The sequence below is a fragment of the Desulfobulbus sp. genome (assembly GCF_030824455.1).
In the GTDB taxonomy this organism is placed as follows: domain Bacteria; phylum Desulfobacterota; class Desulfobulbia; order Desulfobulbales; family Desulfobulbaceae; genus Desulfobulbus.
Genome location: NZ_JAVBXR010000114.1, coordinates 18,603 through 40,970, shown reverse-complemented (window position 1 = coordinate 40,970; position 22,368 = coordinate 18,603). Strand labels below are relative to the sequence as shown.

The window sequence follows — 22,368 nt, the reverse complement described above, 5'->3', positions numbered from 1 at the left end:
CTTAATTTTAGTGTGTTATTGGGGCAGCAGCAACCTGCTGAGTTGTCTGGCACTTTCTTCCCAGGTAAGCCATGGCATGAGGTCTGATTGTGGGGCCATGCCTTTCTCGTTGAGTGCTAGCCAGTTCTGTATAGTAACAGCTAGATCTGCTCCGTCGCTGCCGTTGAAATAGAGAGCATGCTCTCCCGCCACCTCACGGAACACTGGAATATCGCGGGCAATGATTGGCAACTTGTGTTGAGCTGCTTCGATCAGTGGCAGGCCGAAACCTTCACCGTAGGAGGCGGCGATCAGGCAAGTAGAGGCTGAGTATATTTTTTCCAGGTATTCGTCACTTATGCCTTCCCGCCAAAACAGATGCTTCTCCAATTCAGGGTGGTTCTGCAAAAAGGAAATGGTTATTGGAATGTCTCGACGCATTTCATCTGGCAGTTGTTTCCACCCCTCCTTGCCGACGATGATAAGGTTGACATCAAGCCCATCTTTCCAGAGTTGGCTAAAAGCTTCGATGGCTTGTAGGTAACCCTTGCGGGGCTCAATTGTACCGACCATCAGAAAAGTGGGACTGGCGCCAAGTCGGTGCAGTGTCCATTCGGAGTTTTTCGGAAGCCCATAAGTGGGGGAAGAATTAAGGACATCAGCACCGAGGTGAAACCAGCGAATCTGAAAAGGGCGCCGATTTTCCCGAGCAAAATTTGTAGGTTCCGTCTGCCAGTCGGTAAAATGATCGGCAACAGTTTTGGAGATGCATATGGCTCCATCGAATTTTAAAATCGTTTGCAACCATTGAGCATGAGTTTTGTCTGCGTCTGGTGGAAAACGTTCTGGCATTTGTACAGGCAATAGATCAAAAACAACAGAAAACACCCTCACCCCCCGGTTTCGGTAATTCGCAAACAACCCCGTGTGCTCAGCCTGCACCAGTATATCCCCGGATAAATCCAACCCCAGAAGGGTATCGCCAAGCTCAGGTTCTACAATTTCGTCGTCGAGGACTTCTGGAAGGCCTCCCAGCAACTCAACCGTGTAACGGCGTGCGTAGCGGAGATGCCACTCCCCTCCGTCATGGCTGAGATATACAGGTTCAATTCGGTATCCTGCAGGCGGTGTCTCCATTAGCGCCAGAAGTAGCGCCCGCGCGACCCGTTCGATGCCGGTCTTAAGGTCGGTGCGAAATGTAGCCGAGACGTCTAGGAATAAACAGTTATTGGGGCTATTTAATGGTAACGTGGAGGATATGGATTTGGCGAGAAGGATTAACTCTGGGTCATCCTGGACAAATTGTTTTTGTGCTGCAATGGCCTCGATCAAGGCCGTCGTCGATGTTTCGGAGCGACGATGGAAACGCTCGATCGCTTCCGCATAGCGTTTGGCGCATTTAGCCGGGCCGTGATGATGTCGGATCGTTTCGCTTGCGCATTCGCCCAAGGCGCGGCGTCGTTCCGGCTCCCGCCACAGCTTCTCCAGAGCCTCTACAAGTGCGGAGTCATTAAATGTCTCGGGCAGCATCCAGACGGAATCTGGGGGAAGTTCCGCCATGGCCCCATTGGCATTGACGATGAGCGGTAATCCATAATTCATGCAGTCTAGAACGGCCGCTGAGGTTTCACCTCTCGATTGAGTCCGGAGTTGTACAGCCATATCGGCAGCACTTAAATATTGCAGGAATTTTTCTGGGGACACGTAACCGGTGATGCAGAGGCGATCACCAATACCGCTTGAACTCATCGTTTGCGACAGGCTTGTGCCATAGTCCCCGTCATGATTCCCGCCTACAAAAAATATTCGGCAGCGACTATCCTCTGCGAGGGCACTATTGAGCCAACAACTGAGCAAGCGGTGGTTCAATTTCGTTGCGTCAATAAACCCAAAACTGCAAATGATGAAATCGTCTTTGTCAATGTTGAGTTGTTGCCGGACCGCTACCTTGTCCACCGCCGCTGCTGGTGATCGCAGGAGGGGAATGACCTCCCAATTGTCTGTAAAACCATTTTTGTACCATTGCTGCGCTAAGTGGCGCGAATATTCGGAGTGAACGATCACACCCTGGGCATGCTGTAGAATGTGTAGATTAACAGGGTAGTTACGCTTTGCCGCTTCGGGGTCAAGGTGGCGTTCGCGTATCGCGCCGTAGCCGTGGGCGGCATAAAGCGCTTTTATCCATGGATGGTGCGCGTTGGCATGCTGTTCGAGCCAAGCCATCAACCCGCTCATGTAGAAATCGTGCAGAACCACCGTGCCGGGAATTTCCTGCAGTAAAGGCAGCATGTGCTGGTGAAAGGGGGAATTGCCGATCTGGTAGAGCACTCGGTCAATTTTGTCTGCGTGGGTACGTAACCATGACACGTCCCACACCTTGCCATGATTATTAACCCAGGGATCGTCCACCCGATCCTGCGCCACCACGATTTCGATGTCGTAATGTTCAGCCAGCGCCGGCAATAATTGAGCGCTGTAATCGGCAATGCCAGTGCGTTCCGGCGGTAGGGGGGAAACAAAGGCCAGTCGCCGTTTCTTGTTGTTGTATGTTTGGCTGTTTGGCTGAACCGGCGTAGAAAATGTCGACAGCGAATTCCATGCCCCAATAGCCTGGTTCGCCGATTTGTCCCAGGAAAATTGCTGCGCCTGTTGTAAGCCGTGGTTGCGCAGCCTGGAGCGAAAGGCTGCGTCTTGCAGCGACTCCGCCATTTTGGCTGTTATGGCGGTGACGTCAAAAGGATCAAACAGGGCAGCCTCAAGAGCGATCACTTCTGGCAAACTTGATGTATTGGCGCCGATGACCGGGGCACCACAGGCCATGGCTTCCAGGGCAGGCAGACCGAAACCTTCATGCCAGGAAGGGAACACGAATAGTTTGCACAGATTGTAAAGATGGACGAGTTCTTGGTCTGTCACATATCCCGCAAAACACAGCGCATCGGGCTTGAGACCGATGCGCTGCGCGAGATGTTGCAGGGGGGCAAGATTGGCCTGATGGATCTTGCCGGCCAACAGCAACTGGTGACTCGAGCGTAGCGACGCGGGCAAGGCGGCAAATGCTTGAACGAGCCTCGTCAGGTTTTTGCGTTCGTCGGCGCCGCCGGTGTAGAGGACGAAGGGGCGGGTCAGGCCAAACTGACGACCCAATTGGCAGGCGACGTCCTTATCAATATGCAGAGGGTGAAAACAGGGATCGATGGCCGTCGAGACATTGACGACCTGCCCCTCGTTTGCTTCCAGATGGGAGATTCCTTCTTGTCGGCTAAATTCCGAGATGGCCAAATGAACGGCTGCCTGCTTGAGATGTTCGAGTTTGCGGCGGTAATATTGGTGGTAGGTCGGGTTGGATTTAAAGTAGTGATCTGGATTGAGCAGAGGAATGAGATCGTAAAGGGACACGCTCACAGGGGTGCTGCGGTCAAAACGGCCAATGCTCGTCACTGCGTCGTCGGCATACCCTTCGAATAGACTCGAGATGTGAACCACGTCCGGCTGCAGGCTGGCAAGAAAGGCTTCGCGGATGAGTTCCGCCACTTCGCGCCGATCATCGTTGCCGGGTTGCTCTTCCTTGATTGGGCCTGGAGCGTTCCACACCCGGATATTTTTCTGCGGCAACAGACCATCGAAGGCGGCACGGATGGGTTCAATGGTCTCGGGGAACAAGCCGTTGAGGGCGAGGATAACCTCATGTTCGCCCTGGTTGCGGACGACGGCTTTGGAGAGCGACAAGGTGTAGCGACCGATGCCGCGGAATCGGCTTTCGGTTTGCGCCCCCTGCATATCAATGACTATGCGCATTGCTTTGCTCCTGTTGGCGCTGCTTGATAGCGGCTTTCAAGTCGTTGTAAATCTGGCGGGCGCGAGGAGAAAGTTGTTCCGGTCCTGCAACGATCAGTGGGCTTGGTGGCGGCAGGGGCTGACTGCTGATCCTCTTCAGCCGTAATCTGAGATCGGGGAACGGCGCCAAACATCGCAAGGCAAGCGCTTTGAGACGCGGGCGGGCGGAGACAAATAATGTAAAGTGCAAAATCGCCTGACGCGCAATTCGGTGTGGGCGGCTCATTGGTGCAAAGGTCAACCAAGCAACGCTGCCACGTACAAACCAGTGCGCCGCTGTGCGCCCCCATCGCAAGGGCGCAGTAATCCGCCATGATCGACTCCTCTGCACAGCATGCAATTCGGCCTCAGCGTGCAGGGCACGTCTCTCGGCCGCCTGTGCGATCGCCTCAGCGTGCAGGGCACGTCTCTCGGCCGCCTGTGCGATCGCCTCAGCGTGCAGGGCACGGCTTTCCGCCGCCTGTGCAGTCGCTTCAGCGTGCTGCAACCTTTTGTCGAAACGATCAGCAAGGGGATTCAGCGAAAGACCGTACTCTTGGTTGAATACTTTATCAAAAAGCTCGATAGTCTCGGAGGGTGCTAATTTCTGAGCAATAACCGCATAATCTGGACTCACTCCACCTAAAACATCATTTAACTGTATCGTCCCGCTGGTGATTAAATCGGGTGATTCTTGCAGGCGAAGGGTTTTTATCCGGTTGTACCCATAATATTCTGGAAGAAAACTAAGAAGCTTTGGTGGAATGGGATGCTGATGGGTTGGGTCCAGATAAAAACTATTGGTTGCGACGACAATATTTTCTGGATTAGGCGTTTCCAAAATTAGCAGTCCGGCTGGTTTCAAGACGCGAAGCGCCTCTTGAACCAAAATCTGCAGCTGTGCAAACGGTATGTGTTCGGCAAAATGGAATCCAGAAACAACGAGTTGGCTCGCGTTAGGCAGTTCCTGCAACACCTCAATGGCATCTTTGGTTTCAACATTAAGGCCAAACTCATGGCAGGCGGCGAGCATCCCGGTATCCAGATCAACCCCGTAGGTCTGAAAGCCCGCTTCATTCAGCAACTCCAGCCATTCCCCCCGACCACAACCAAGATCGACTGCTTTGGCATCTTCATACAATCCCACAAGGGGGGTAATGAAAGGTAAATACACCCGTAACCGCGACTTGATTAAATCGCGTGATCCGCGATATTGTTCTTCAAATGCTCGGTAGAAATTATGATCCATTAACGATCCTTACCTCAATACTCTTTAAAATGTTGTTGGCCTTATTGTGCCAACGGATCGTTTCCTGTACCGGCAGGACGTAAAGAAGGTAATTGCCTGGATTCTCAGGTGCTTGCACCAGCACCTCGCATCTGGTTGTTCGAGCTGGATGAACAGGCGCCTGAAGTTCGGTGCGCAAACCATCGAAAATCACAATGTTGCCGGCTTCGTCTGCCCAATGATAGCTTAGGCGGATCGGATGATCGCCAAAACTAGTCAGCAAAGTCGGCCCTGCATGGGCGAGTAGGGTGGAGACAAAAAACTCTTCCCCCGGTCTGACCCGCCGCGGCGCATTCATTACCTGCAAGGTAATGCCCTGCGCTTCCTCTTCTGAAAGAGGCGGCATTGAAAACAAGGAAGCAATTTTTTCCGAATCTATAGGTTGATGTGAGGCAACCGCAAAGAGACTGGTGGCACGGCGGAAATCTGCAATGCGGAAATGTCGCAATAAACTACCGCCCATGTTCTGGTTATCCGTAAACCAGATGAGCACGTGAGGGAAATGTTGTAATAATTGACGTTTGAGCACTCGCGGGTTTTGTTCGTTTATGTGCATTAAACGCTCATACCACGAACGGCGTGTCCTTGGTAGCCAGAAACCAGCCTGCTTTGCCACCTTTTGTTGTCGTGGATGTTCGTAAAGATAGCACCAGAGATTAGGGGCTGTGTGGACGACTAATGTTCCGTTGTTTGGCTTTAGCTTGCTGCTAACAATTTGATACAGAAGGTCGTCTTCTGCCGGTGAAAGGTGCTCCACGATATCGGATGCAACCGCAAGATCGTAACTTTCGCCATATGAATTCGAATGCAAAACGCTGCCACAGACAATGTCTACATGGGTGCGGCTCTCGCTGTCCAGAGTCTTTTCGATCAGTTGGACCGCGTCCGTTGAATAATCGATGGAGGTGACTTTCACTCTCTGGTGCGCAAAAATCCGGGTAAGTTCCCCTCTGCCGGCGCCAAGGTCGACAACGTGCCGTGGAGAGCATAACGCCATAGCAACATGAGCGACAGCCTGCAAACGAGGGTCAGCCACCTTACCTTTGCTTCGTCGCCACTGCGCATAACTGCGGCAGTCATTGAGGTAATAATCAGTCGTGTATGTTGGGGCGAGTGGCAGACTGCCGTCTCCAGTCGCGGCACTGGTCTCTGTGATTTTTGTACGGATCAATAATTCGCCGGCATAGCCAGGAATAGTTATTGCGGCTTCGATAGCAGACTTGTTAAGCCAAAGCCACTCATTGGCCGCCTGAAAATTATCCCGTGTCCAATGGTAGCCATCGACGAGGATATGGCGTGCCTGTACTAGCGCTAGATCAAGATCGTGGAACGTGCCGTCTCCATCTTGTTGGCCGTCGACATGTATCAGGTCAAAGATATCACCGGGAAATTTTTGCAGACGTTGGCTATTGGTCTTAATAATGTTGACATCGAAATGTGCGGCAAGCGACTGCACGGCCCAATCGACGGCGCCGGATTGGCCGCCATAGACCGGCAAATCGGCATCAATGCCGGTCAATTGAGCAGCTGGGTTCGCTTCCAAAAAGGCGCGTGCAGAATATCCATAACGAACGCCAATCTCCAAAATTGTTGATGGGGTGAGAACCTTGGCAATGGCCCATTTCATCCGGTAATAATCGATCCACTCCTCAAAAAGATCGACTAGGGGATCTTCTGGGCAGGCATGTGCACGAAAATCATACGTGCTGGCATTGTAGGTTTTCAGTATCTCGTCCAGCATTGTTCAATCCATTGTTATTTCAGGTTGAAGATCACATAGTCCACACCAGCCGGCATTGGCTCCAACCGCAATTTCAAGAAGCAAGAAAGATTGATCAAAGAATAGCGCACGTTCAAACGAGCCACGATCATAGCCACCGTCGGCCACGCCAATCGTGAGTTCGTATGTTCCGGGTGCGAGCAGACAGGGAAAATGGAAGGTTACCGACAATTTATCCCCAGGAGAAACCGCACGTAATTTGCGATTAAGCGTATAGGTGTTGGCTTCATAGATCAGAATTCCCATTTTGTTGCGAATACCAAAACCGATATGTGGGTCACGATGAATATCCTGAAAGCCTGCTGTGATGCGAATGGACACATGGTCACCGCTATAAATGGGATTGTGGCCACCTTGGATATCGACGGTGATCGCCCCAATGGTCTTGTTCGCAAGCACGGTTTTGCTGTCACGTGTCTTCAGCAAGGCATCGAATTCTGTTACCTCAGGTTGCGGCCCAGCTGGAGACTCCATTCGAAGCACTTGACTTGCCCGGTAGTAATCCATGACGGTCGCGGCATCACCTATTTTTGCAATGGCGCCGTTTGCAAGCATAATCCCACGATCACAAAGCATTCGAATAGCGTCTGAAGAATGAGAAACAAACAGCAAAGTTGTCCCTTTTTCCCGAAATTTTCGAATCCGCTGCATGCATTTGTGCTGGAAGAACGTGTCGCCTACCGACAACGCCTCGTCAACAATGAGGATGTCGGGTCGTTTTGCGGTAGCCACACTGAAGGCCAATCGCACCATCATGCCACTCGAATACACTCGTACTGGTTGATCGATATACTCGCCAATTTCGGCAAAGGCTTCGATTTGCGGCATCAAGTCTGCAATTTCGTCAAGGCTCAGGCCTAACAACTGCCCAGCCATGACAGCATTTTGTTTGCCGGTGAAATCCTGGTGAAACCCCATGCCTAATTCCAAGAGGGCGGACACCCTGCCTTGCACTGCTACAGTGCCGGAAGTCGGTTGAATTGTTCCGGTAATCAGTTTGAGCAAGGTGCTCTTGCCTGCACCGTTGATGCCGACAATTCCCACGGATTCACCAGGGTTGACCGTGAAGTTGATGTTTTGCAGTACCCAGTGCAGGTGGTGACGCGGTCGATTGCCGGGCAATAGCCATTCCGCCAGTCGCGACCAGCGATTAGGGTATTGTTTGTAGGCCTTGCCGAGATTGTTGACAGAGATAGCACCCATCAGAGTTCATCCACCATTTCGCCGGCGTGCCGACGGAAGAGTCGCAGACCGACCATACACAGCACGATTGCAAGAAGAGAAATAGGCCAAAGCGCTTGCCACTGTGGCCATTTACCGCTGACGAAAATGTCCTGGAAAGCAAAAATGAGACTGGCCATCGGATTCCAAGCGAGAATGGCGCGGACGTTTTCGTTGAGGGCGCCAACCGGATAGACAATGGGAGTGAGCCAGAACCAGAAAGTAATAAAGATGCTGAAAAAATGGCCAACATCGCGGAAAAAGACATTCAAGACCCCGAGGGTGATGCCAAGGCCGATCGAGAAGAGGATGAGGATGAGGAGTAAGGGGAAGACGGCCAGAAACGACAAGCCGGGGAAATTTCCTGAAATTACGAGGAAAACGGCGAATAGGCCAAAGATAATGGCAAAGTTGAGCGTGGCGCCGCCGATGATGATGACTGGCAGGCAGAGACGGGGGAAACTCAATTTTTTAAGCAGATTGGCGTTGTCGAGGAACACATTCTGGCCGCGACCAACAATTTCGGCGAAATACCCCCAGGTGAGCACGCCCGCGCATAGGTAAATGCTGTAGCCGAAACTGTTGTCCACTCCGGGCAACCGCGAGCGCATGACTTCGGCGAAGATCACCGTGTAGACAAGAATCATAGCCAGCGGATTAAGGATGGTCCACGCGGCGCCGAGCAAGGAATTACGGTACTTGGACTGGAATTCGCGTTTGACGCTGCCGAGAATGAAGCCACGATAGGCCCAAAGGGCACGGATCAGGGCAATCATTAGGATCGGATCTCATTTCTCTGCCCGGAGTACGGCTCGTCAGCATGACCAGGCCCAGCGCTCGACATTGAAGTGTGATAGCCGATGATGTTGGATAAATGAAAATCTAACCGCCAATGGGCACGATTGAGACTGAATGACATAAGGGTGAGCCTTGAGTCGTTGCATCTTGCTAAAGTACTTCCTGGTTTCAATTGCACAATCTTCATTTGGCTCAATTAGTGTTTCCCGTTATGCAATTGCATAGTCAGGAGTGTATTCGGGAACAATCTGATGCAAGGTTTCCTTTATGCCGTTATTATCAAGCGACTGAGATTTTTGCGCCAATCTTTCCAGTTGATCGCCCAACATCGTACAGGCGATAGTTTCCGCTCCTCGCAGCACCATGATTTTTTCATGATGGGTGTCGACAATGCCTTCGCCCTCGGTGATCAGCTCTTCATACAATTTTTCACCGGCGCGCAGGCCGACATAACGAATCTCAATCTCGCGGTCCGGTTCGCGACCGGTCAACCTGATCAGTTCGCGGGCCATTTGGTCGATCTTGATCGGGTCGCCCATCTTGAGAATGAAGATTTCGCCGCCTTCGCCCATGGAGCCGCTTTGCAGGATCAGCTGCGCCGCCTCCTCGGCGGACATGAAGTAGCGGGTGACGTCGGGATGGGTCACTGTTACGGGCCCGCCTTTTTCAATCTGCCGCTTGAACAGCGGGATGACCGAGCCGGACGAACCTAGCACATTGCCAAACCGCACTCCCATGAACCGGGTGCGGTGGGCGGTGGGCATTGGGCTCGGCTCTTGCGCGCAGGCGTCAGCGTCCCGCTGTGCCCGGGACCAGGCGGGGCTGAAGGTTCCGTCCCAGCAATGGCGACTGTAGGCGAGCATCAACAATTCCGTCACCCGTTTGGACGCGCCCATGACATTGGTGGGCCGCACCGCCTTGTCGGTGGAAACGAGCACGAACCGATCAACACCGTGCATGATCGATGCTTCCATCAGCAACTGGGTGGCAAAGATGTTGTTGTACACCGCCTGCCACGGGTTGCGCTCCACCAGCGGCACATGTTTGTAGGCTGCGGTGTGGAACACCACGGAGGGGCGGTGCTGGCGAAAGACGCTGTCGAGCAGGCGGAGATCCTGCACCTTGCCAAGGACTGCAAGCGTCTTGATGTTTTCATATTCGTGGCGCAGTTCCATCTGCACGTTGTAAAGGTTCTCTTCGCTGCTGTCAAAGAGGATGATCAAACCTGGGGAAAAGCGCAGGGATTGACGGCACAACTCAGAACCTATCGAGCCGCCGGCCCCGGTGATCAGGACGGTCTTGCCGGTGAGATAACCCCCGATTTTGTCCTGGTCAAGCCGCACCTCGTCGCGGCCCAGAAGATCTTTGTAAGAAATGTCACGGATGCTTTTAATCGAAACCTTGCCGTTGATCAGTTCCCCCATGTTGGGCAGCACTTTAAAGGGCAACAGGGTCTGCTGACACAGCGTCACAAAACGCCGCATCTGCTCTCGGTTGCCTGCCACGGTGGCGATGAGAATTTCCTGGGCGCCGGATCGCAGCACATGGTTTTTGAGATCGTCGACGCAACCTATCACAGGAACGCCATGCAGTTTCATGCCGATTTTTTTCGGGTCATCGTCAACCAGGCCAACGGGCTGGTAGGGTAACAGAATGTTTTCATTGATCTCGCGCAACACCTTTTCCGCCGCATCACCCGAGCCGATCAGCAGAAGGCGCTTTTTTTCGGCAGGAAGATTGGGAGTGAAAAGTCCGTCGCCATTGCCGTAACGTTGGTAGAAATAGCGGATTGCCACCCGGTGCCAAGTGATGAAACAAAAGGTGAACAGGCAGTCGAGGATGAACACCGAGCGGGAAAAGCCGGCAAAGCGGTTGCCGATCAGCAGCATGCTGATCAGCATGGATGAAGAAAAAAGCGAAACAATAAGAATATTGATGATGTCGTTGAGGCTGGTGTAGCGCCACATGCCCCGATAGAGGCCAAAAATATAAAACGAGGGGATTTTGACCAGGAGGAGCAACGGCAAAAGGGCAAGGCTTTGTCGCAGCAGTTGGTTGGAAAGCGTGAGTTCAAAGCGGATTGCGTTGGCGAGGAGATGAGACAGGGCAAGCAGCACGACGTCAACGCAAAGAACAATCCAAAACTTGGGATTTTTTGCAAGATTTTTAAATAAATGCAAGTGGATATGCAATTTGTCGGCAAAGGTTCTCTGCATTGTTCACTTACGTTGACGTTGGGGCTGTGCCTGAAAAGTCAGTCTCTCTTCGAGCGGAAAGTCGATGGTTGCCGCAGCGCACAGGACGCTTTCCTGGCGCATTCGTTTGCGCGGTTGGTGCGTTGCGGCAGGCGGATAATGCTCTGTTTTATAAAAAAAACAACAAGTAAAAAAATGATGTTTCTGTTTTTTATTTTTCCGATTTTTCGAAAATTGGTGATAACGTCGCAGGGGCCTTGTGGCCACACGGTTTTGCGTCCTCTTGCGGCGGCTTTGCGGATTGTCGCTGTCGCAAATTAGAGAATGGAGCCGGTGGGGGCACGCAACCCGGCATACTCTTTGTTACGCTCCATGAAGACCGCGACGTAGGAACATTGCGGGACGACCTTCTTGCCCTGGCTTCGGGCGTCGTCCAAGGCAAACTTGGTGAGGATGGCCGCTGCGTTGCGCCCCCGCAACTCGGGAGGAACAAAGGTGTGGGTGAACACCAGCACGTCTGCGCCCTGTTCCACATAGTCAAGCACAGCGGTTTTGCCGTCGAGCTGCAACTCAAAGCGTCGCATGAGTTCATTCTTGCTGGGTGCGTGTTCCATGGCCGGTCCTCCCGATGTTGGTTGAGACTGTTTGGGGGCCGCCCGATCAGGGGGGAAATGCGCCGGGCGTCGATTGCATCTGTTGCAAACATTGTTTTCTTTTCTGGTTTCTGTCCAGAGAAATGTTACACTGGGGCGCTGTGCGGCGAAAACAACGTCGTTTCAAGTGCACCCTGGAAGAGCTGGATAAAAAAGATGCCGGTCTACCGCCGTAACCACAAACACCGTTTTCATCTTCCCGGATTGTTGGCCCGGATCAAAGGCATTCCCGAAGTGGTCCATTTTCAAGGCAACGCGGTGGTGCTCCTGCCGCACGGCGGGGATTATTTTCCGGCGTTGTTTGCAGCGATACGGGGGGCTGCCAGCGCCATCTGCGTTGAATTTTACATCGTCAAGCCCGACGCCACCGGTCAGGCCTTTTCCCTGGCCCTGCGGGAGGCGGCGGCGCGGGGGGTGGAGGTGGCGCTCATCTACGACGCCATTGGTTGTTTTGACACCCCAGCCTCGTATTTCCAGCAATTGCAGCACGCGGGGGTGCGATGCCTGGCCTTCAACCCGCCCACTTTTTCCAAGATACCGTGGCTCGACATCCGCGACCATCGCAAAATCGCAGTCATCGACGGCGCAACCGCTTTTCTCGGCGGGCTGAACGTCGGCGACGAATATTCAGGGTATGGGGAAAGTTTTGAACGGTGGCGCGACGTCGGCATCCGCCTTCAAGGCCCGGCCGCCGGCGAGCTGCAGCGATTGTTCCGCCAGACCTGGGCGAAGGAGGGCGGCTCCGCCCTTCCAGGAAGGGACGATCCGCCGGCTATGCCCGCCGGCGACGCCGACATGGTCATCGTCAACGGAACGCCGCACCACACCCGATCCGTCATCCGCAATTCCTTTCGCATGGCCATGGTCGGGGCCGCCTATGGCATTCGGATTATCACCCCGTATTTCGTCCCTGGGCCGCGGGTGGTGCGTTCGTTGCTGCGCGCGGTCCGGCGCGGCGTCCAGGTGCAGATCATCCTGCCGTCGATCAGCGACGTGCCGCTGGTGCAGATGATGAGCCGCGCCTACCTGAAACCGCTGCTCGAGGCCGGAGTGGAGATCTACGAGCGCCAGGGAACCATCCTGCACGCCAAGGTGATGCTGATCGACGACCGCTGGACCACCCTGGGTTCGGCCAATTTTGATTTCCGCAGTTTCCATCGCAATTACGAGATTAACGTCATCATCGACAGCCGCCGGTTCGGCGCCCAGACGCGGGCCCTGTTTGACGAGGAACTGACGAAATCGCGCCGGGTGGCGCTCTCCGAACACGCGCAGCGAACCCGGTTTGAACGGTTGTGCGAATGGCTGCTGACGCCGCTTGGCCGTTTTCTGTGAGCAACACCATGGAACGGCTCAAAAAAATGTTGTGGACGGATGGGGCTGCCTGCGGCGGACGGCCACGCGGTTCTTGATTTTAGCCCCGCCCGGTGGTATCCATCATTTCCTTGAGCCAGCCTGGGCAAGGGCTGGCCGCATATCCGCCGGCAAGCCGGTTGGGCCACACTTCTTTTTCCTGATTGAGATGGTATGACTGCGTATTGCATTGGCATAGACACCGGCGGCACCTACACCGACGCCGTTTTGATGGACAGCGCTTCCGGCCAAGTGGTTGCTTGGCAAAAGGAGCGGACCACGCCTCATGACCTCAGCATCGGGGTCGGCAAAGCCCTGCTGGGCCTGTTGCGGCAGGCGGCGAGGCCCACTGAGGTGACGCGGCTGTCGGTTTCGACCACTCTGGCCACCAATGCGGTGGTGGAAGGGCGCGGCGCCAGGGTTGGGCTGTTTGTTCTGGGGTATGTTCGCCATTTCAAACTGCCGGTGGTGGCCAACATCTTTCTCAAGGGCGGCCACTCCATCACCGGCGAGGAAGAGCAACCGCTGGACATCGAAAGCCTGATCGACACCCTGCCGGGGCTGGCGGGCGAGGTTGACAGCTACGCGGTCTGCGGGGCGATGTCGATCAAGAATCCCACCCACGAGCTGGTGGCCCAGGAGGCCATCCGCCTGATCGACCCCAAGCCGGTGTTTTGCTCCCACCTCGTGTCCACCCATCCCGGCATGCTGGAGCGCTCGGCCACCGCCTGTCTGCACGCCAAACTGGCGCCGCTGATGACCGATTTTCTCGCCTCGATCCAGCGCTCCATGCAGGCGGCCGGTCTGGCCTGTCCGGTGACCATCATCTGCGGCAACGGCAACGGCCAACCCCTGGACCGGATTGCCGAGCAATCTGCGGTCACCATGGCCAGCGGCCCGGCGGCAACCGCTCGATTCGGCGCGGCCGGCGGCTTAGACACCGCCCTGGTGGTCGATGTCGGCGGCACCACCACCGACGTGTGTCTGATCAAAGGCGGCAAACCGCTGCTCAATCGTGAAGGCTGCACCATCGGCGAATGGCGGACCCATGTCGAGGCGGTGGATATGTTCACCTCGGGGGCCGGTGGCGACAGTCATGTGCTCTGCCGCAGTGACGGCCACATCAGTCTGAAGAATTCGCGCGTCCAGCCGCTGGCCATGACCCCGAATTTGCCGGATCCGCGCGCCTGGCTCAACAGCGGCGTTGACTGCCAACTGGCGTTGCTGGCGACAGGGCTGGACCGCGCTGTGGTCGAGGCGGATCCGATCCTGCGCTTTTTGGCTCAGCGCGGGCCAACGCCGCCCAGCATCATCGCCGCCCAGACCGGGGTTGGCGGCGTCATTTTGGAAAAGCGGCTGGAGCGGCTGATGTTCCTCCAGCAGATTGTGCTGGTGGGATTTACCCCCACCGACGCCCTCCACGCCTTGGGTCTGCTTGAGATAGGCGACAGTTCTGCCAGCCGCAAGGGCGCGGCAATGCTTGCCGGCGAGACGGGCCTCGAAGCGGACGAATTCTGCCGGCGGGTTGTCGCCGAGACCGAGGCCGCAATTGAGACCATTGTTCTCACCTATCTTGGCCGTTCGATCTGGCCGGGGCAGCAGAGCGCGCCCTTCCTCAACCGCCGCGACAATGATCTGTTCTCCGTCCATTTCAGCCTCAAGCTGCCGATCATCGGCATTGGCGCCGCCGCGCGTTGCTTTCTCCCCGGAGTGGCCAAACGTCTGGGAACAACCGTCGCCTTTCCTGAGCACTGCGAGGTGGGCAACGCCATCGGGGCCGCCCTGATCGGGCTGGACGAATAGCGGCGGCGACTCTCCGTCGCGCGCCTGTTGCCGCCCCTGATTTTTGGGCCAGGCTCCCCGGCCGCAGGCTGCACAGTCGCAGCGTTGGCGGACGCGCGCAGTCCAGGCCGAGTTTCTGCTTTACATCCTTGGCGCGCTGGTTATCTTTGAGAAACTCTCTCAACAAGTAATGGCCAATCAATTATGGACATCCTGCTCAGCCAATTCGACACCTATTTGCAGTCCTCACTGCTGGCCTCCCTGGTCATCGCCTTTATCGGCGGGGTCTTTGCCAGCCTGACGCCCTGCGTCTATCCGATGATCCCCATCACCGCCGGGGTCATTGGCCACGCCAATATCGGCGGCTCCAAGCGGCGCGGGTTTTTCCTGTCCCTCACCTATGTGGTCGGCATGGCCCTGACCTATGCCGCACTTGGCATGTTTGCCGCCGCCACCGGTCGGTTTTTCGGCGCAATCAACAGCAATCCCTGGACCTTTATCCTGGTGGGCAACGTCATTTTGCTCTTTGCCCTGAGCATGCTTGACGTCTTTCAACTGCCCACCTTTGCCGGCAGATGGGGCGCGCAGCGTTTGGGGATCACCGGCATCTTTCTCGCCGGCATCTCGTCGGCCCTGGTGGCCGGCCCCTGCACCACCCCGGTGCTGGGAACCCTGCTGGCCTACACCGCCTCCACCCGAAGTCTGGCGGCTGGCGGGTTGCTGCTGTTTGTGTTTTCCCTGGGCATGGGCGCGTTGCTGCTTGGCGTGGGCACATTTTCCAGCATGCTCTCCTCCATGCCTCGTTCCGGGGCCTGGATGGCGATGATTAAAAAGGGCATGGGGCTGTTGATGCTGGGATTGGCCCAATATTTTTTCATCAAGGCCGGTTCGCTGTTTTTTTGACGATCACCCGGCGCAGACGTTGACGACTGAACCTTTACCCTCGAGAACGCTCATGGGCAGAAAACTGCTGAAAACCCTGTTGCTTGTCGCCATGCTTTTGTTCCTTCCCTGCTCCCTGATGGCCACCCAGGAGGGGCAGCGTTTGATCCCCTTCAAGGGCGTCGATCTTGCCGGGCAGCCCTTTGATCTGCAACAGACCATCGGCAATAAACCAATCATGCTGATTTTTTGGGCCTCCTGGTGTCCAACCTGCAAGACCGAGGTGCCGAAGATCAATCAGTTGGTGGCTAAATTTCGAGATCGGGGCATGGATTTTGTCGCCGTCAATGTGGGATACAACGACTCGGTTGAGCGGGCCCAGGCCTTTGCGCAAAAAACGGGCATGAACTACCCGGCCTTTTTCGACGGGTCGGGCGTGGTGAGCGAGCAGTATCAGTTGTTGGGGGTGCCGACCATCATTATTGCCGACAAGCACGGGGTGATCCGCTTTCGCAATTTTTCCGCGCCGGACATCTCCGAGGCCAATTTTGCCCTGCTGACGGCGGATTGAGGCGACGGGATCACGGCTCGTCGGCGGGGGCGATGATCGGATAGGCCTGCTGCACTTCCTTGGGAATGGTGACCGGCCGGCCTGTCTGCAGATCGCAGAATATGAACAGGGTTGCGGCGGCGGCGAGCAGGACGCCGTCGGCTGGGCGATAGAATTTGTATTTGCGCAGGGAGCGGATTTTTTGAAAATCCGCCACCCAGGTCAGGATGCGGATGGCCTCCCCGGCATAGGCGGAGTGGAAATATTCGATAGTGTGCGAGCGGATGATCCAGGTCCGTCCGAGGGCGAGAAACCGTTTCGTGGGCCAGCCCCGCGCGGCCGAATGCGCCATGGCCGCCTCCTGCATCCACTGCACGTACTGGACGTTGTTGACGTGGCCGTTGACGTCGATGGCGGTCTTCGGCACCACCAGATCTATAGTGCCGACCCCGTCGATCATGGTTTTGCGGTCGGGCGATCAAGCGTTGCCAAATTTCGACCGGTGGCCGAGAGCAGGCGTTGCTTTTGCAGTTGCGCAGAAACCAGGGCCTGGGCCAGGCGCCCATGGGTGGTGATCAGGTCGCGTTGGGCCTCGTTGAGCCGAACCAGCGAGGACTCGCCCGCCTCATATTCGTTTTGAGCCAGATCGCGGTTTTCCTGCACCAGTTGCACCGTGTCCCGTTGCAGGCGCACCTGTTCCTCGGCTGCGATCAGCATGGCGACGTACTGGCGGATCTCGGACGTCACTGAAATGCGCAGACCCGCCAGGGTGAACACTGCTTCCCGTTTCGCCTGCTCTGCCTCCATCAGGCGCGCTTTGTCGGCCCCGCCCGCATACAGATTCCAACTCATGTTCATCCCCACGGTGTTGCCAAAATCCTCCTCGGCAAGCCCCATGTCGTCTGTTTTCGCTCCTTCAAGCGCGCCGCCCACCTGCACTTTGGGGTAAAACGGGGCCTTGGCCATGCCGGTTGCGGCTTCGGCCTGCTTGATCGTCATTTCCAAACGGTGGATGTCGGGGCGCGTCGCCAGCGCTTCTTTGATCAGCAACTCCACGTTCTCCTTGGGCACTGCGATGGCGGCGGCTTCTTTGTCCAGCGATTCCAAGCGGAGCGTGCTGGGGAAGGCGGCCTCGGGAAGCCCCATCAGGGCCGCCAGACCGTAACCGGCCGCCTCGAATTCCCGCTGCGACCGGATCAGGCTGGTTTTGGCCGAGTTGACCTGGACCTTGATGTTGAGCACGTCGCCCCAGGGACCGGCGCCGACGTCGTAGCGATTCTGGGCGTCTTGCAACTGGCGGGTGTAAAAGGTTTCGTCGGCGCGGGCAATGTCGATGTAGGTCTGGGCCAGTTGGGCGTTGAGAAAGGCTTCGGCAACCGAGGTGACCAAAAGCCGCCGGCTGTCGCTCAGGGCCGCGCCTGCCGATTGTTCGCCGTATTTTGCCTGCTGCTCTTTAAAACTGCGGTAAAAACCGTCGAACAGCACCCAGGTGGCCTGCAGGCTGGCGCTGTAGTTTTCACTGGTCTGGTCCGCGGATCCCCCCAGTTTGCTGGCGAGGGACTGGTTGTATTGATAGCTGGTGTCGGAGAGCCGCTGGCGGGCTCCGGCCCCGCTCACATCCAAACTCGGCAGCCAGGCTGCCGCTGCCTGGCTAACCCTGGCGCGGGCTTGCTCGATTCGCGCCTGGGCGGCCGCCATGTCGGGATTGCCGATCAGGGCAATGGATTGGGCGGTTCGCAGGTCAAGCACCTTGATCTTGGCCAGATCAACGCCGCCCCCTTGTTCTTCGCCTGCATGGGCCATCGCCCCCAGGCAGCACAACAGCAGTACGCATCCCCTCAGTATTCGTTGCATATATCCTCCGGTTTCTCAACCTTGTGGTGTCTGTAGTCGTCTGTCGTTGCCTGTATCTGCATGGCAGGCAGGTGGTCAGGGCGTGGCCGTTTTGTTGCGCGCGGGCGAGATTCTCGCCGCTGTTTTCTTCAAAAGAAACGCGCCACAACCAGCACCGGCACTATAAACCACTCCGGCAGGGGTTACACGGAAAAGAGAGGCGGGGAGCGGCAAAAGAGTCGCCGGCACATGGGGGCGAGGTAAAGCAATAGGCGGCCGCAGGCCTGCGCCGTTTGCCGGCAAGAGGAGACACCCAGGTGTTCGCAGCGAACAGCGCGGCGTTAACTCATGCCCAGATAGGCCTTTTGCACCGACTCGTTGCTGCGGAGGTTGGCGGCGGTGTCGCTGACGACAATTTCGCCGTTTTGCAGGACATAGCCGCGGTGGGCGACGGACAGGGCCATCAGGGCGTTTTGCTCCACCAGGAGAATGGTGGTTCCTTTGTCGTTGAGGATCTTGACGATGTCGAAGATCAGTTCCACCAGCACCGGCGCCAGGCCCATGGAAGGCTCGTCGAGCATCAGCAGGCTGGGATTCATCATCAGGCCCCGGGCAATGGCCAGCATCTGCTGCTCGCCGCCGGACAGGGTGCCGCCGTACTGGCCGAGCCGTTCCTTGAGTCGGGGAAAGAGTTCAAAGCCGTAGTCCATCCGCTCGCGGACGGCAACCGGGTCATTGACCGTGAACGCCCCCATTTCCAGGTTTTCGCGCACGGTCAGCTTGGGGAAAATGCCGCGACCTTCGGGCACATGGCCGAGGCCGTCGAGTACCACGGCATGCGGCTCCATCCGGGAGATTTCGCGGCCCGCAAACTGGATCTGTCCCTGGCGGGGGCGCATCATGCCCGAGATGGTGCGCAGGGTCGTGCTCTTGCCGGCGCCGTTGGAGCCGATCAGGGTGACGATCTCGCCTTGCTCCACCGTGAGCGAAACGCCTTTCAGGGCGTGGATGTGGCCGTAATAACTGTGGACGTCGGTCAGACTCAACAAACTCATCAGCGCTGTTCCTCATGTTGTCCGGCCACGGCGCCGCGGCCCAGGTAGGCCTCGATCACCCGCGTGTTGGCTCGGATTTCCGCCGGCGTGCCTTCAGCAATCTTCTCGCCGTAATCCATGACGCAGATCTGCTCGGAGATGTTCATTACCACCCGCATGTCGTGTTCTATCAACAGGATGGTGATGCCCTTGTGGTCGCGGATGTGGCGGAACAGGTGGGTCACCTCTTCGGTTTCCTGGGGGTTCATGCCCGCCGCCGGTTCGTCGAGCAGGAGCAGCAGGGGATCGGCGGCCAGGGCGCGGGCGATTTCCAGGCGCCGCTGGGCGCCGTAGGGCAGATTTTTGGCCAGTTCGTTGCCCACCCCGGAGAGGCCGACATAGTGCATCAGTTCAACCGCCTTATGTTCCGATTCCCGTTCCTCGCGCCTGAACGCAGGCAGGCGGAGCAGGGCCTGCAGCGGCGATTGTTTGAGGTGGGCGTGCATGCCGACTAGGATGTTCTCGATCACGGTCATCTCGCCGAACAGGCGGATGTTTTGGAAGGTGCGGGCCATGCCGCGGGCGGCGATCTGATCGGGCCGCAGGCCGACCAGCGAGGAGCCGTTGAAATTGATCTGGCCCTGGTCGGGCTGGTAGATGCCGGTCAGGGTGTTGAACAAGGTGGTCTTGCCGGCGCCGTTGGGGCCGATGATGCTGACGATCCGTCCGGCTTCCAGTTGAAAATTGACCCGGTTGACGGCGGTCAGGCCGCCAAAGGATTTGACGAGGTTGATGGTTTCCAGAAGGGCCATGGCTGCCTCACTCCGCCGCCGGCTGGTCGTCGGCGAGCTTGCGTTTGCGGCGTTTGGCGGGAATCAGGCCGGCCGGGCGGAAAATCATCATCAGAATGAGGATCAGGCCAAACAGCAGACGCTGATACTTGGCCGGGTCCAGCTGGGTGGAGAGATCTCTCCAGGCAAAGTTGATGATTGGGATAATGGCCTCGCTCTGGCGCAACTCGCTGAGGTAGAGCGAGAAACCCTGGAGCACCTGGAGATTGAGGATGGTCACCACCGCCGCGCCGAGAATCACGCCGGCAATGGACCCCGAGCCGCCGAGGATGACCATCGATAGGACGCCGATGGACTGCATGAAGGAGAAGGATTCCGGGCTGATAAAGGTGCGGCTGGCGGCCAGCAGCACGCCCATGACCCCGGCAAAGGAGGCGCCGACGGCAAAGGCCGCCAGTTTCATCCGCACCAGGGGCACGCCCATGGCAATCGCGGCGGTTTCGTCTTCGCGCACCGCAGTCCAGGCGCGTCCGATTTTGGAATCGTCCAGCCGGCGGGTGACGAAAATAATGACAATGATCACCAGCAAGGCCAGCAGGTAGAAATAGAGATTGTACATGTCGGCCGGACTGACGGTATGGCCAATCAAGGGGCCGAACAGATCATTGAACCCCTGGACCGCCCAATCGGGCATGGTGGGCCGTTGGATGGGGGTGATGCCCTGGGGGCCGTTGGTGAAATTGAGCGGTTTGTCCAGATTGTTGGCCAGGACGCGAATCACCTCGCCGAAACCGAGGGTAACGATGGCCAAGTAGTCGCCGCGCAGCCGCAGCACCGGCAGGCCCAGGAGAATGCCGGTCAGGGCGGCGACAATGATTGCGATGAACAGAAAGAGGTAAAAGGCGTCGCCGGGCAGAAGAAAAGGCAGATCCGAGGGCTGGGTGCCGGGTGCAAAGGGGAGCACAAAGTATTGCTGGGAGCCAAAGAAAGCCCAGAGATAGGCGCCCACCGCATAAAAGGCGACATAGCCCAGATCGAGCAGGCCGGCAAAGCCGACCACGATGTTCAAGCCCAGGGCCAGGGCGGCAAAGACGCTGATCTGGAAGATGACCTCAAGATAAAAGATGTTGCGCACCCCGATCACCGGGATGATCAGCAGGGCTAGGATCGCGCCGGCAATCAGTTTGAACCGGTTGTCGGCTTTGAGGACGTAGAGCGTGAACAAGGAACTGATCAGGACCAGAAAGGCGAGGTTGGAACGCGGCGCCGTGTACACCAGAGCACTACCCAGAGCGATGTGGACAAGAATCAACAGGTAGGGGAGAACGCCTTTGTTAAGGGTGCGGAGGAGCAGGGTGCTGAAAGGGGTTGTCATGGCTGCTCCTCTCAGGCCTTCTGGCCGACGTTTTCGCCCATCAGCCCCTGGGGGCGGAAGATGAGCACGATGATCAGAATGGAGAAGGCAAAGATGTCTTTGTATTCCGAGCCGGCCGCGCCCATGGTGAACACGCCCAGGTACGAGCCGGCAAAGGTTTCCAGCATGCCAAGCACGATGCCGCCCAACAGGGCCCCGGTCAGGTTGCCGATGCCGCCGAGCACGGCGGCGGTAAAGGCCTTGAGGCCGGGGAAAAAGCCGACAAAGGCGTCGATGCGGGTGAATTTGAGGGCGTAGAGCACGCCGGCGGCGCCGCCGAGCAGGCCGCCGACCAGGAAGGTCAGGGAGATGATGCGGTTGACGTTGATGCCCATCAGGCTGGCTGTGGGGCGGTCCTGGGCTACGGCGCGGATCGCCTTGCCGATACGGGTGGCGTTGACCAGATAGTTGAGGCCGACCAGCATCAGCACGGCGGAGGTGATGACGATAATCGATTTGACCGAGATGCCGAGCGCGATGTTGGCCTCGCCGAGGGCGAAGCGTCCCAGGTTCAGGCGCTGGTCAAAATTGCCGAAGGTCGGCATGATGCGGTTGAACTGGCCGGTGGTCAGCCCCTCGACCAGCCGGATGACGTCCTGGAGCAGAAAGGAGACGCCGATGGCCGAGATCAGGGGCACCAGACGCGGCGCGCCGCGCAGCGGGCGGTAGGCGATGCGCTCAACAGTCACCGCCAGGGCGCCGGCGGCCGCCATGCCCATGACGATGGCAAAAATCAGGTAGGCGTAGGCCATGCCCAGAGATGCGCCGCGCAGGATGCCGGTGTTGTCGAGCGCAATCAGGATTTCGACGCCGACAAAGGCCCCGACGGCGAAGATCTCGCTGTGGGCGAAATTGATGAATTCGAGCACCCCGTAGACCATGGTGTAGCCCAGGGCAATGGCGGCGTAGACGAATCCGATGGTCAGCCCGTCGATGACCACCTGGGGCAGGTTGACCAGGGTGTAGGTGTACAGGGACACGTTGTAGCGGCCATGCAGG

18 protein-coding genes are annotated in these 22,368 nt (G+C 57.0%); 5 read left to right on the top strand and 13 right to left on the bottom strand.

Going from position 1 to position 22,368, the window contains the following annotated elements; all coding sequences use genetic code 11:
* Positions 1 to 15 precede the first annotated feature (15 nt).
* The 6 genes from RCH93_RS14995 to RCH93_RS14970 form a co-directional block, all read right to left on the bottom strand.
* Positions 16 to 3,777 carry a glycosyltransferase gene (locus RCH93_RS14995; protein WP_306549230.1) on the bottom strand — a complete coding sequence of 1,254 codons (3,762 nt, stop codon included), beginning with the start codon at positions 3,775 to 3,777 and terminating at the stop codon, positions 16 to 18.
* Positions 3,761 to 5,044, bottom strand: coding sequence for a methyltransferase domain-containing protein (locus RCH93_RS14990; protein ID WP_306549229.1), 1,284 nt, complete (start codon positions 5,042 to 5,044; stop codon positions 3,761 to 3,763). The genes RCH93_RS14995 and RCH93_RS14990 overlap by 17 nt, the downstream gene beginning before the upstream one ends.
* On the bottom strand, positions 5,034 to 6,824 hold the full coding sequence (locus RCH93_RS14985) for a methyltransferase domain-containing protein (protein ID WP_306549228.1): 1,791 nt from the start codon (positions 6,822 to 6,824) through the stop codon (positions 5,034 to 5,036). Before RCH93_RS14985 ends, RCH93_RS14990 begins: the two co-directional genes overlap by 11 nt.
* A gap of 3 nt (positions 6,825 to 6,827) precedes the next feature.
* Positions 6,828 to 8,066, bottom strand: coding sequence for an ABC transporter ATP-binding protein (locus RCH93_RS14980; RefSeq protein WP_306549227.1), 1,239 nt, complete (start codon positions 8,064 to 8,066; stop codon positions 6,828 to 6,830).
* Complete coding sequence (locus RCH93_RS14975; protein WP_306549226.1) at positions 8,066 to 8,860, bottom strand: ABC transporter permease; 795 nt, start codon at positions 8,858 to 8,860, stop codon at positions 8,066 to 8,068. The genes RCH93_RS14980 and RCH93_RS14975 overlap by 1 nt, the downstream gene beginning before the upstream one ends.
* Before the next feature lie 231 nt (positions 8,861 to 9,091).
* Entirely contained in the window at positions 9,092 to 11,062 is a 1,971-nt protein-coding gene (locus tag RCH93_RS14970; RefSeq protein WP_306549225.1) for a nucleoside-diphosphate sugar epimerase/dehydratase, read from the bottom strand.
* A 6-nt stretch (positions 11,063 to 11,068) separates the two neighbouring features.
* On the opposite strand from RCH93_RS14970, the gene RCH93_RS14965 reads away from it, so the two are divergent.
* Positions 11,069 to 11,398, top strand: coding sequence for a hypothetical protein (locus RCH93_RS14965; protein WP_306549224.1), 330 nt, complete (start codon positions 11,069 to 11,071; stop codon positions 11,396 to 11,398).
* Here the strand turns inward: RCH93_RS14965 and RCH93_RS14960 are convergent.
* Complete coding sequence (locus RCH93_RS14960; protein ID WP_306549223.1) at positions 11,395 to 11,691, bottom strand: GNAT family N-acetyltransferase; 297 nt, start codon at positions 11,689 to 11,691, stop codon at positions 11,395 to 11,397. The genes RCH93_RS14965 and RCH93_RS14960 overlap by 4 nt on opposite strands.
* 195 nt (positions 11,692 to 11,886) lie before the next feature.
* Between RCH93_RS14960 and RCH93_RS14955 the strand changes: the two genes are divergently transcribed.
* The 4 genes from RCH93_RS14955 (at position 11,887) to RCH93_RS14940 (ending at position 16,318) form a co-directional block, all read left to right on the top strand.
* Positions 11,887 to 13,065 carry a phosphatidylserine/phosphatidylglycerophosphate/cardiolipin synthase family protein gene (locus RCH93_RS14955; protein WP_306549222.1) on the top strand — a complete coding sequence of 393 codons (1,179 nt, stop codon included), beginning with the start codon at positions 11,887 to 11,889 and terminating at the stop codon, positions 13,063 to 13,065.
* A 192-nt stretch (positions 13,066 to 13,257) separates the two neighbouring features.
* A complete protein-coding gene (locus RCH93_RS14950) occupies positions 13,258 to 14,886 on the top strand; it encodes a hydantoinase/oxoprolinase family protein (protein WP_306549221.1) in 1,629 nt (542 codons plus the stop codon).
* 183 nt (positions 14,887 to 15,069) lie between these two features.
* Positions 15,070 to 15,768 carry a cytochrome c biogenesis protein CcdA gene (locus RCH93_RS14945; protein WP_306549220.1) on the top strand — a complete coding sequence of 233 codons (699 nt, stop codon included), beginning with the start codon at positions 15,070 to 15,072 and terminating at the stop codon, positions 15,766 to 15,768.
* Positions 15,769 to 15,820: 52 nt separating this feature from the next.
* The gene (locus RCH93_RS14940; RefSeq protein WP_306549219.1) at positions 15,821 to 16,318 is read left to right on the top strand and encodes a TlpA disulfide reductase family protein; all 498 of its coding nucleotides are present in this window, start codon (positions 15,821 to 15,823) and stop codon (positions 16,316 to 16,318) included.
* Between the two features lie 10 nt (positions 16,319 to 16,328).
* Here the strand turns inward: RCH93_RS14940 and RCH93_RS14935 are convergent, their stop codons facing one another.
* From RCH93_RS14935 to RCH93_RS14910, 6 genes are all read right to left on the bottom strand, one after another.
* A complete protein-coding gene (locus RCH93_RS14935; RefSeq protein ID WP_306549218.1) occupies positions 16,329 to 16,757 on the bottom strand; it encodes a thioesterase family protein in 429 nt (142 codons plus the stop codon).
* The gene (locus RCH93_RS14930) at positions 16,754 to 18,151 is read right to left on the bottom strand and encodes a TolC family protein (protein ID WP_306549217.1); all 1,398 of its coding nucleotides are present in this window, start codon (positions 18,149 to 18,151) and stop codon (positions 16,754 to 16,756) included. The genes RCH93_RS14935 and RCH93_RS14930 overlap by 4 nt, the downstream gene beginning before the upstream one ends.
* A gap of 320 nt (positions 18,152 to 18,471) precedes the next feature.
* A complete protein-coding gene (locus RCH93_RS14925) occupies positions 18,472 to 19,185 on the bottom strand; it encodes an ABC transporter ATP-binding protein (RefSeq protein WP_306549216.1) in 714 nt (237 codons plus the stop codon).
* Positions 19,185 to 19,976 carry an ABC transporter ATP-binding protein gene (locus RCH93_RS14920; RefSeq protein WP_306549215.1) on the bottom strand — a complete coding sequence of 264 codons (792 nt, stop codon included), beginning with the start codon at positions 19,974 to 19,976 and terminating at the stop codon, positions 19,185 to 19,187. Before RCH93_RS14920 ends, RCH93_RS14925 begins: the two co-directional genes overlap by 1 nt.
* 7 nt (positions 19,977 to 19,983) lie before the next feature.
* The gene (locus RCH93_RS14915; protein ID WP_306549214.1) at positions 19,984 to 21,330 is read right to left on the bottom strand and encodes a hypothetical protein; all 1,347 of its coding nucleotides are present in this window, start codon (positions 21,328 to 21,330) and stop codon (positions 19,984 to 19,986) included.
* An 11-nt stretch (positions 21,331 to 21,341) separates the two neighbouring features.
* Positions 21,342 to 22,343, bottom strand: a complete 1,002-nt coding sequence (locus RCH93_RS14910) for a branched-chain amino acid ABC transporter permease (RefSeq protein ID WP_373693305.1) — start codon at positions 22,341 to 22,343, stop codon at positions 21,342 to 21,344.
* Positions 22,344 to 22,368 lie beyond the last annotated feature (25 nt).

Coding starts and splice junctions, on each gene's coding strand:
- RCH93_RS14985 (WP_306549228.1), bottom strand. CDS start 6,824: ATGCTGGACGAGATACTGAAAACCTACAATGCCAGCACGTATGATTTT.
- RCH93_RS14990 (WP_306549229.1), bottom strand. CDS start 5,044: ATGGATCATAATTTCTACCGAGCATTTGAAGAACAATATCGCGGATCA.
- RCH93_RS14945 (WP_306549220.1), top strand. CDS start 15,070: ATGGACATCCTGCTCAGCCAATTCGACACCTATTTGCAGTCCTCACTG.
- RCH93_RS14955 (WP_306549222.1), top strand. CDS start 11,887: ATGCCGGTCTACCGCCGTAACCACAAACACCGTTTTCATCTTCCCGGA.
- RCH93_RS14915 (WP_306549214.1), bottom strand. CDS start 21,330: ATGACAACCCCTTTCAGCACCCTGCTCCTCCGCACCCTTAACAAAGGC.
- RCH93_RS14950 (WP_306549221.1), top strand. CDS start 13,258: ATGACTGCGTATTGCATTGGCATAGACACCGGCGGCACCTACACCGAC.
- RCH93_RS14940 (WP_306549219.1), top strand. CDS start 15,821: ATGGGCAGAAAACTGCTGAAAACCCTGTTGCTTGTCGCCATGCTTTTG.
- RCH93_RS14920 (WP_306549215.1), bottom strand. CDS start 19,976: ATGGCCCTTCTGGAAACCATCAACCTCGTCAAATCCTTTGGCGGCCTG.
- RCH93_RS14965 (WP_306549224.1), top strand. CDS start 11,069: ATGCAATTTGTCGGCAAAGGTTCTCTGCATTGTTCACTTACGTTGACG.
- RCH93_RS14930 (WP_306549217.1), bottom strand. CDS start 18,151: ATGCAACGAATACTGAGGGGATGCGTACTGCTGTTGTGCTGCCTGGGG.
- RCH93_RS14975 (WP_306549226.1), bottom strand. CDS start 8,860: ATGATTGCCCTGATCCGTGCCCTTTGGGCCTATCGTGGCTTCATTCTC.
- RCH93_RS14960 (WP_306549223.1), bottom strand. CDS start 11,691: ATGGAACACGCACCCAGCAAGAATGAACTCATGCGACGCTTTGAGTTG.
- RCH93_RS14980 (WP_306549227.1), bottom strand. CDS start 8,066: ATGGGTGCTATCTCTGTCAACAATCTCGGCAAGGCCTACAAACAATAC.
- RCH93_RS14935 (WP_306549218.1), bottom strand. CDS start 16,757: ATGATCGACGGGGTCGGCACTATAGATCTGGTGGTGCCGAAGACCGCC.
- RCH93_RS14925 (WP_306549216.1), bottom strand. CDS start 19,185: ATGAGTTTGTTGAGTCTGACCGACGTCCACAGTTATTACGGCCACATC.
- RCH93_RS14995 (WP_306549230.1), bottom strand. CDS start 3,777: ATGCGCATAGTCATTGATATGCAGGGGGCGCAAACCGAAAGCCGATTC.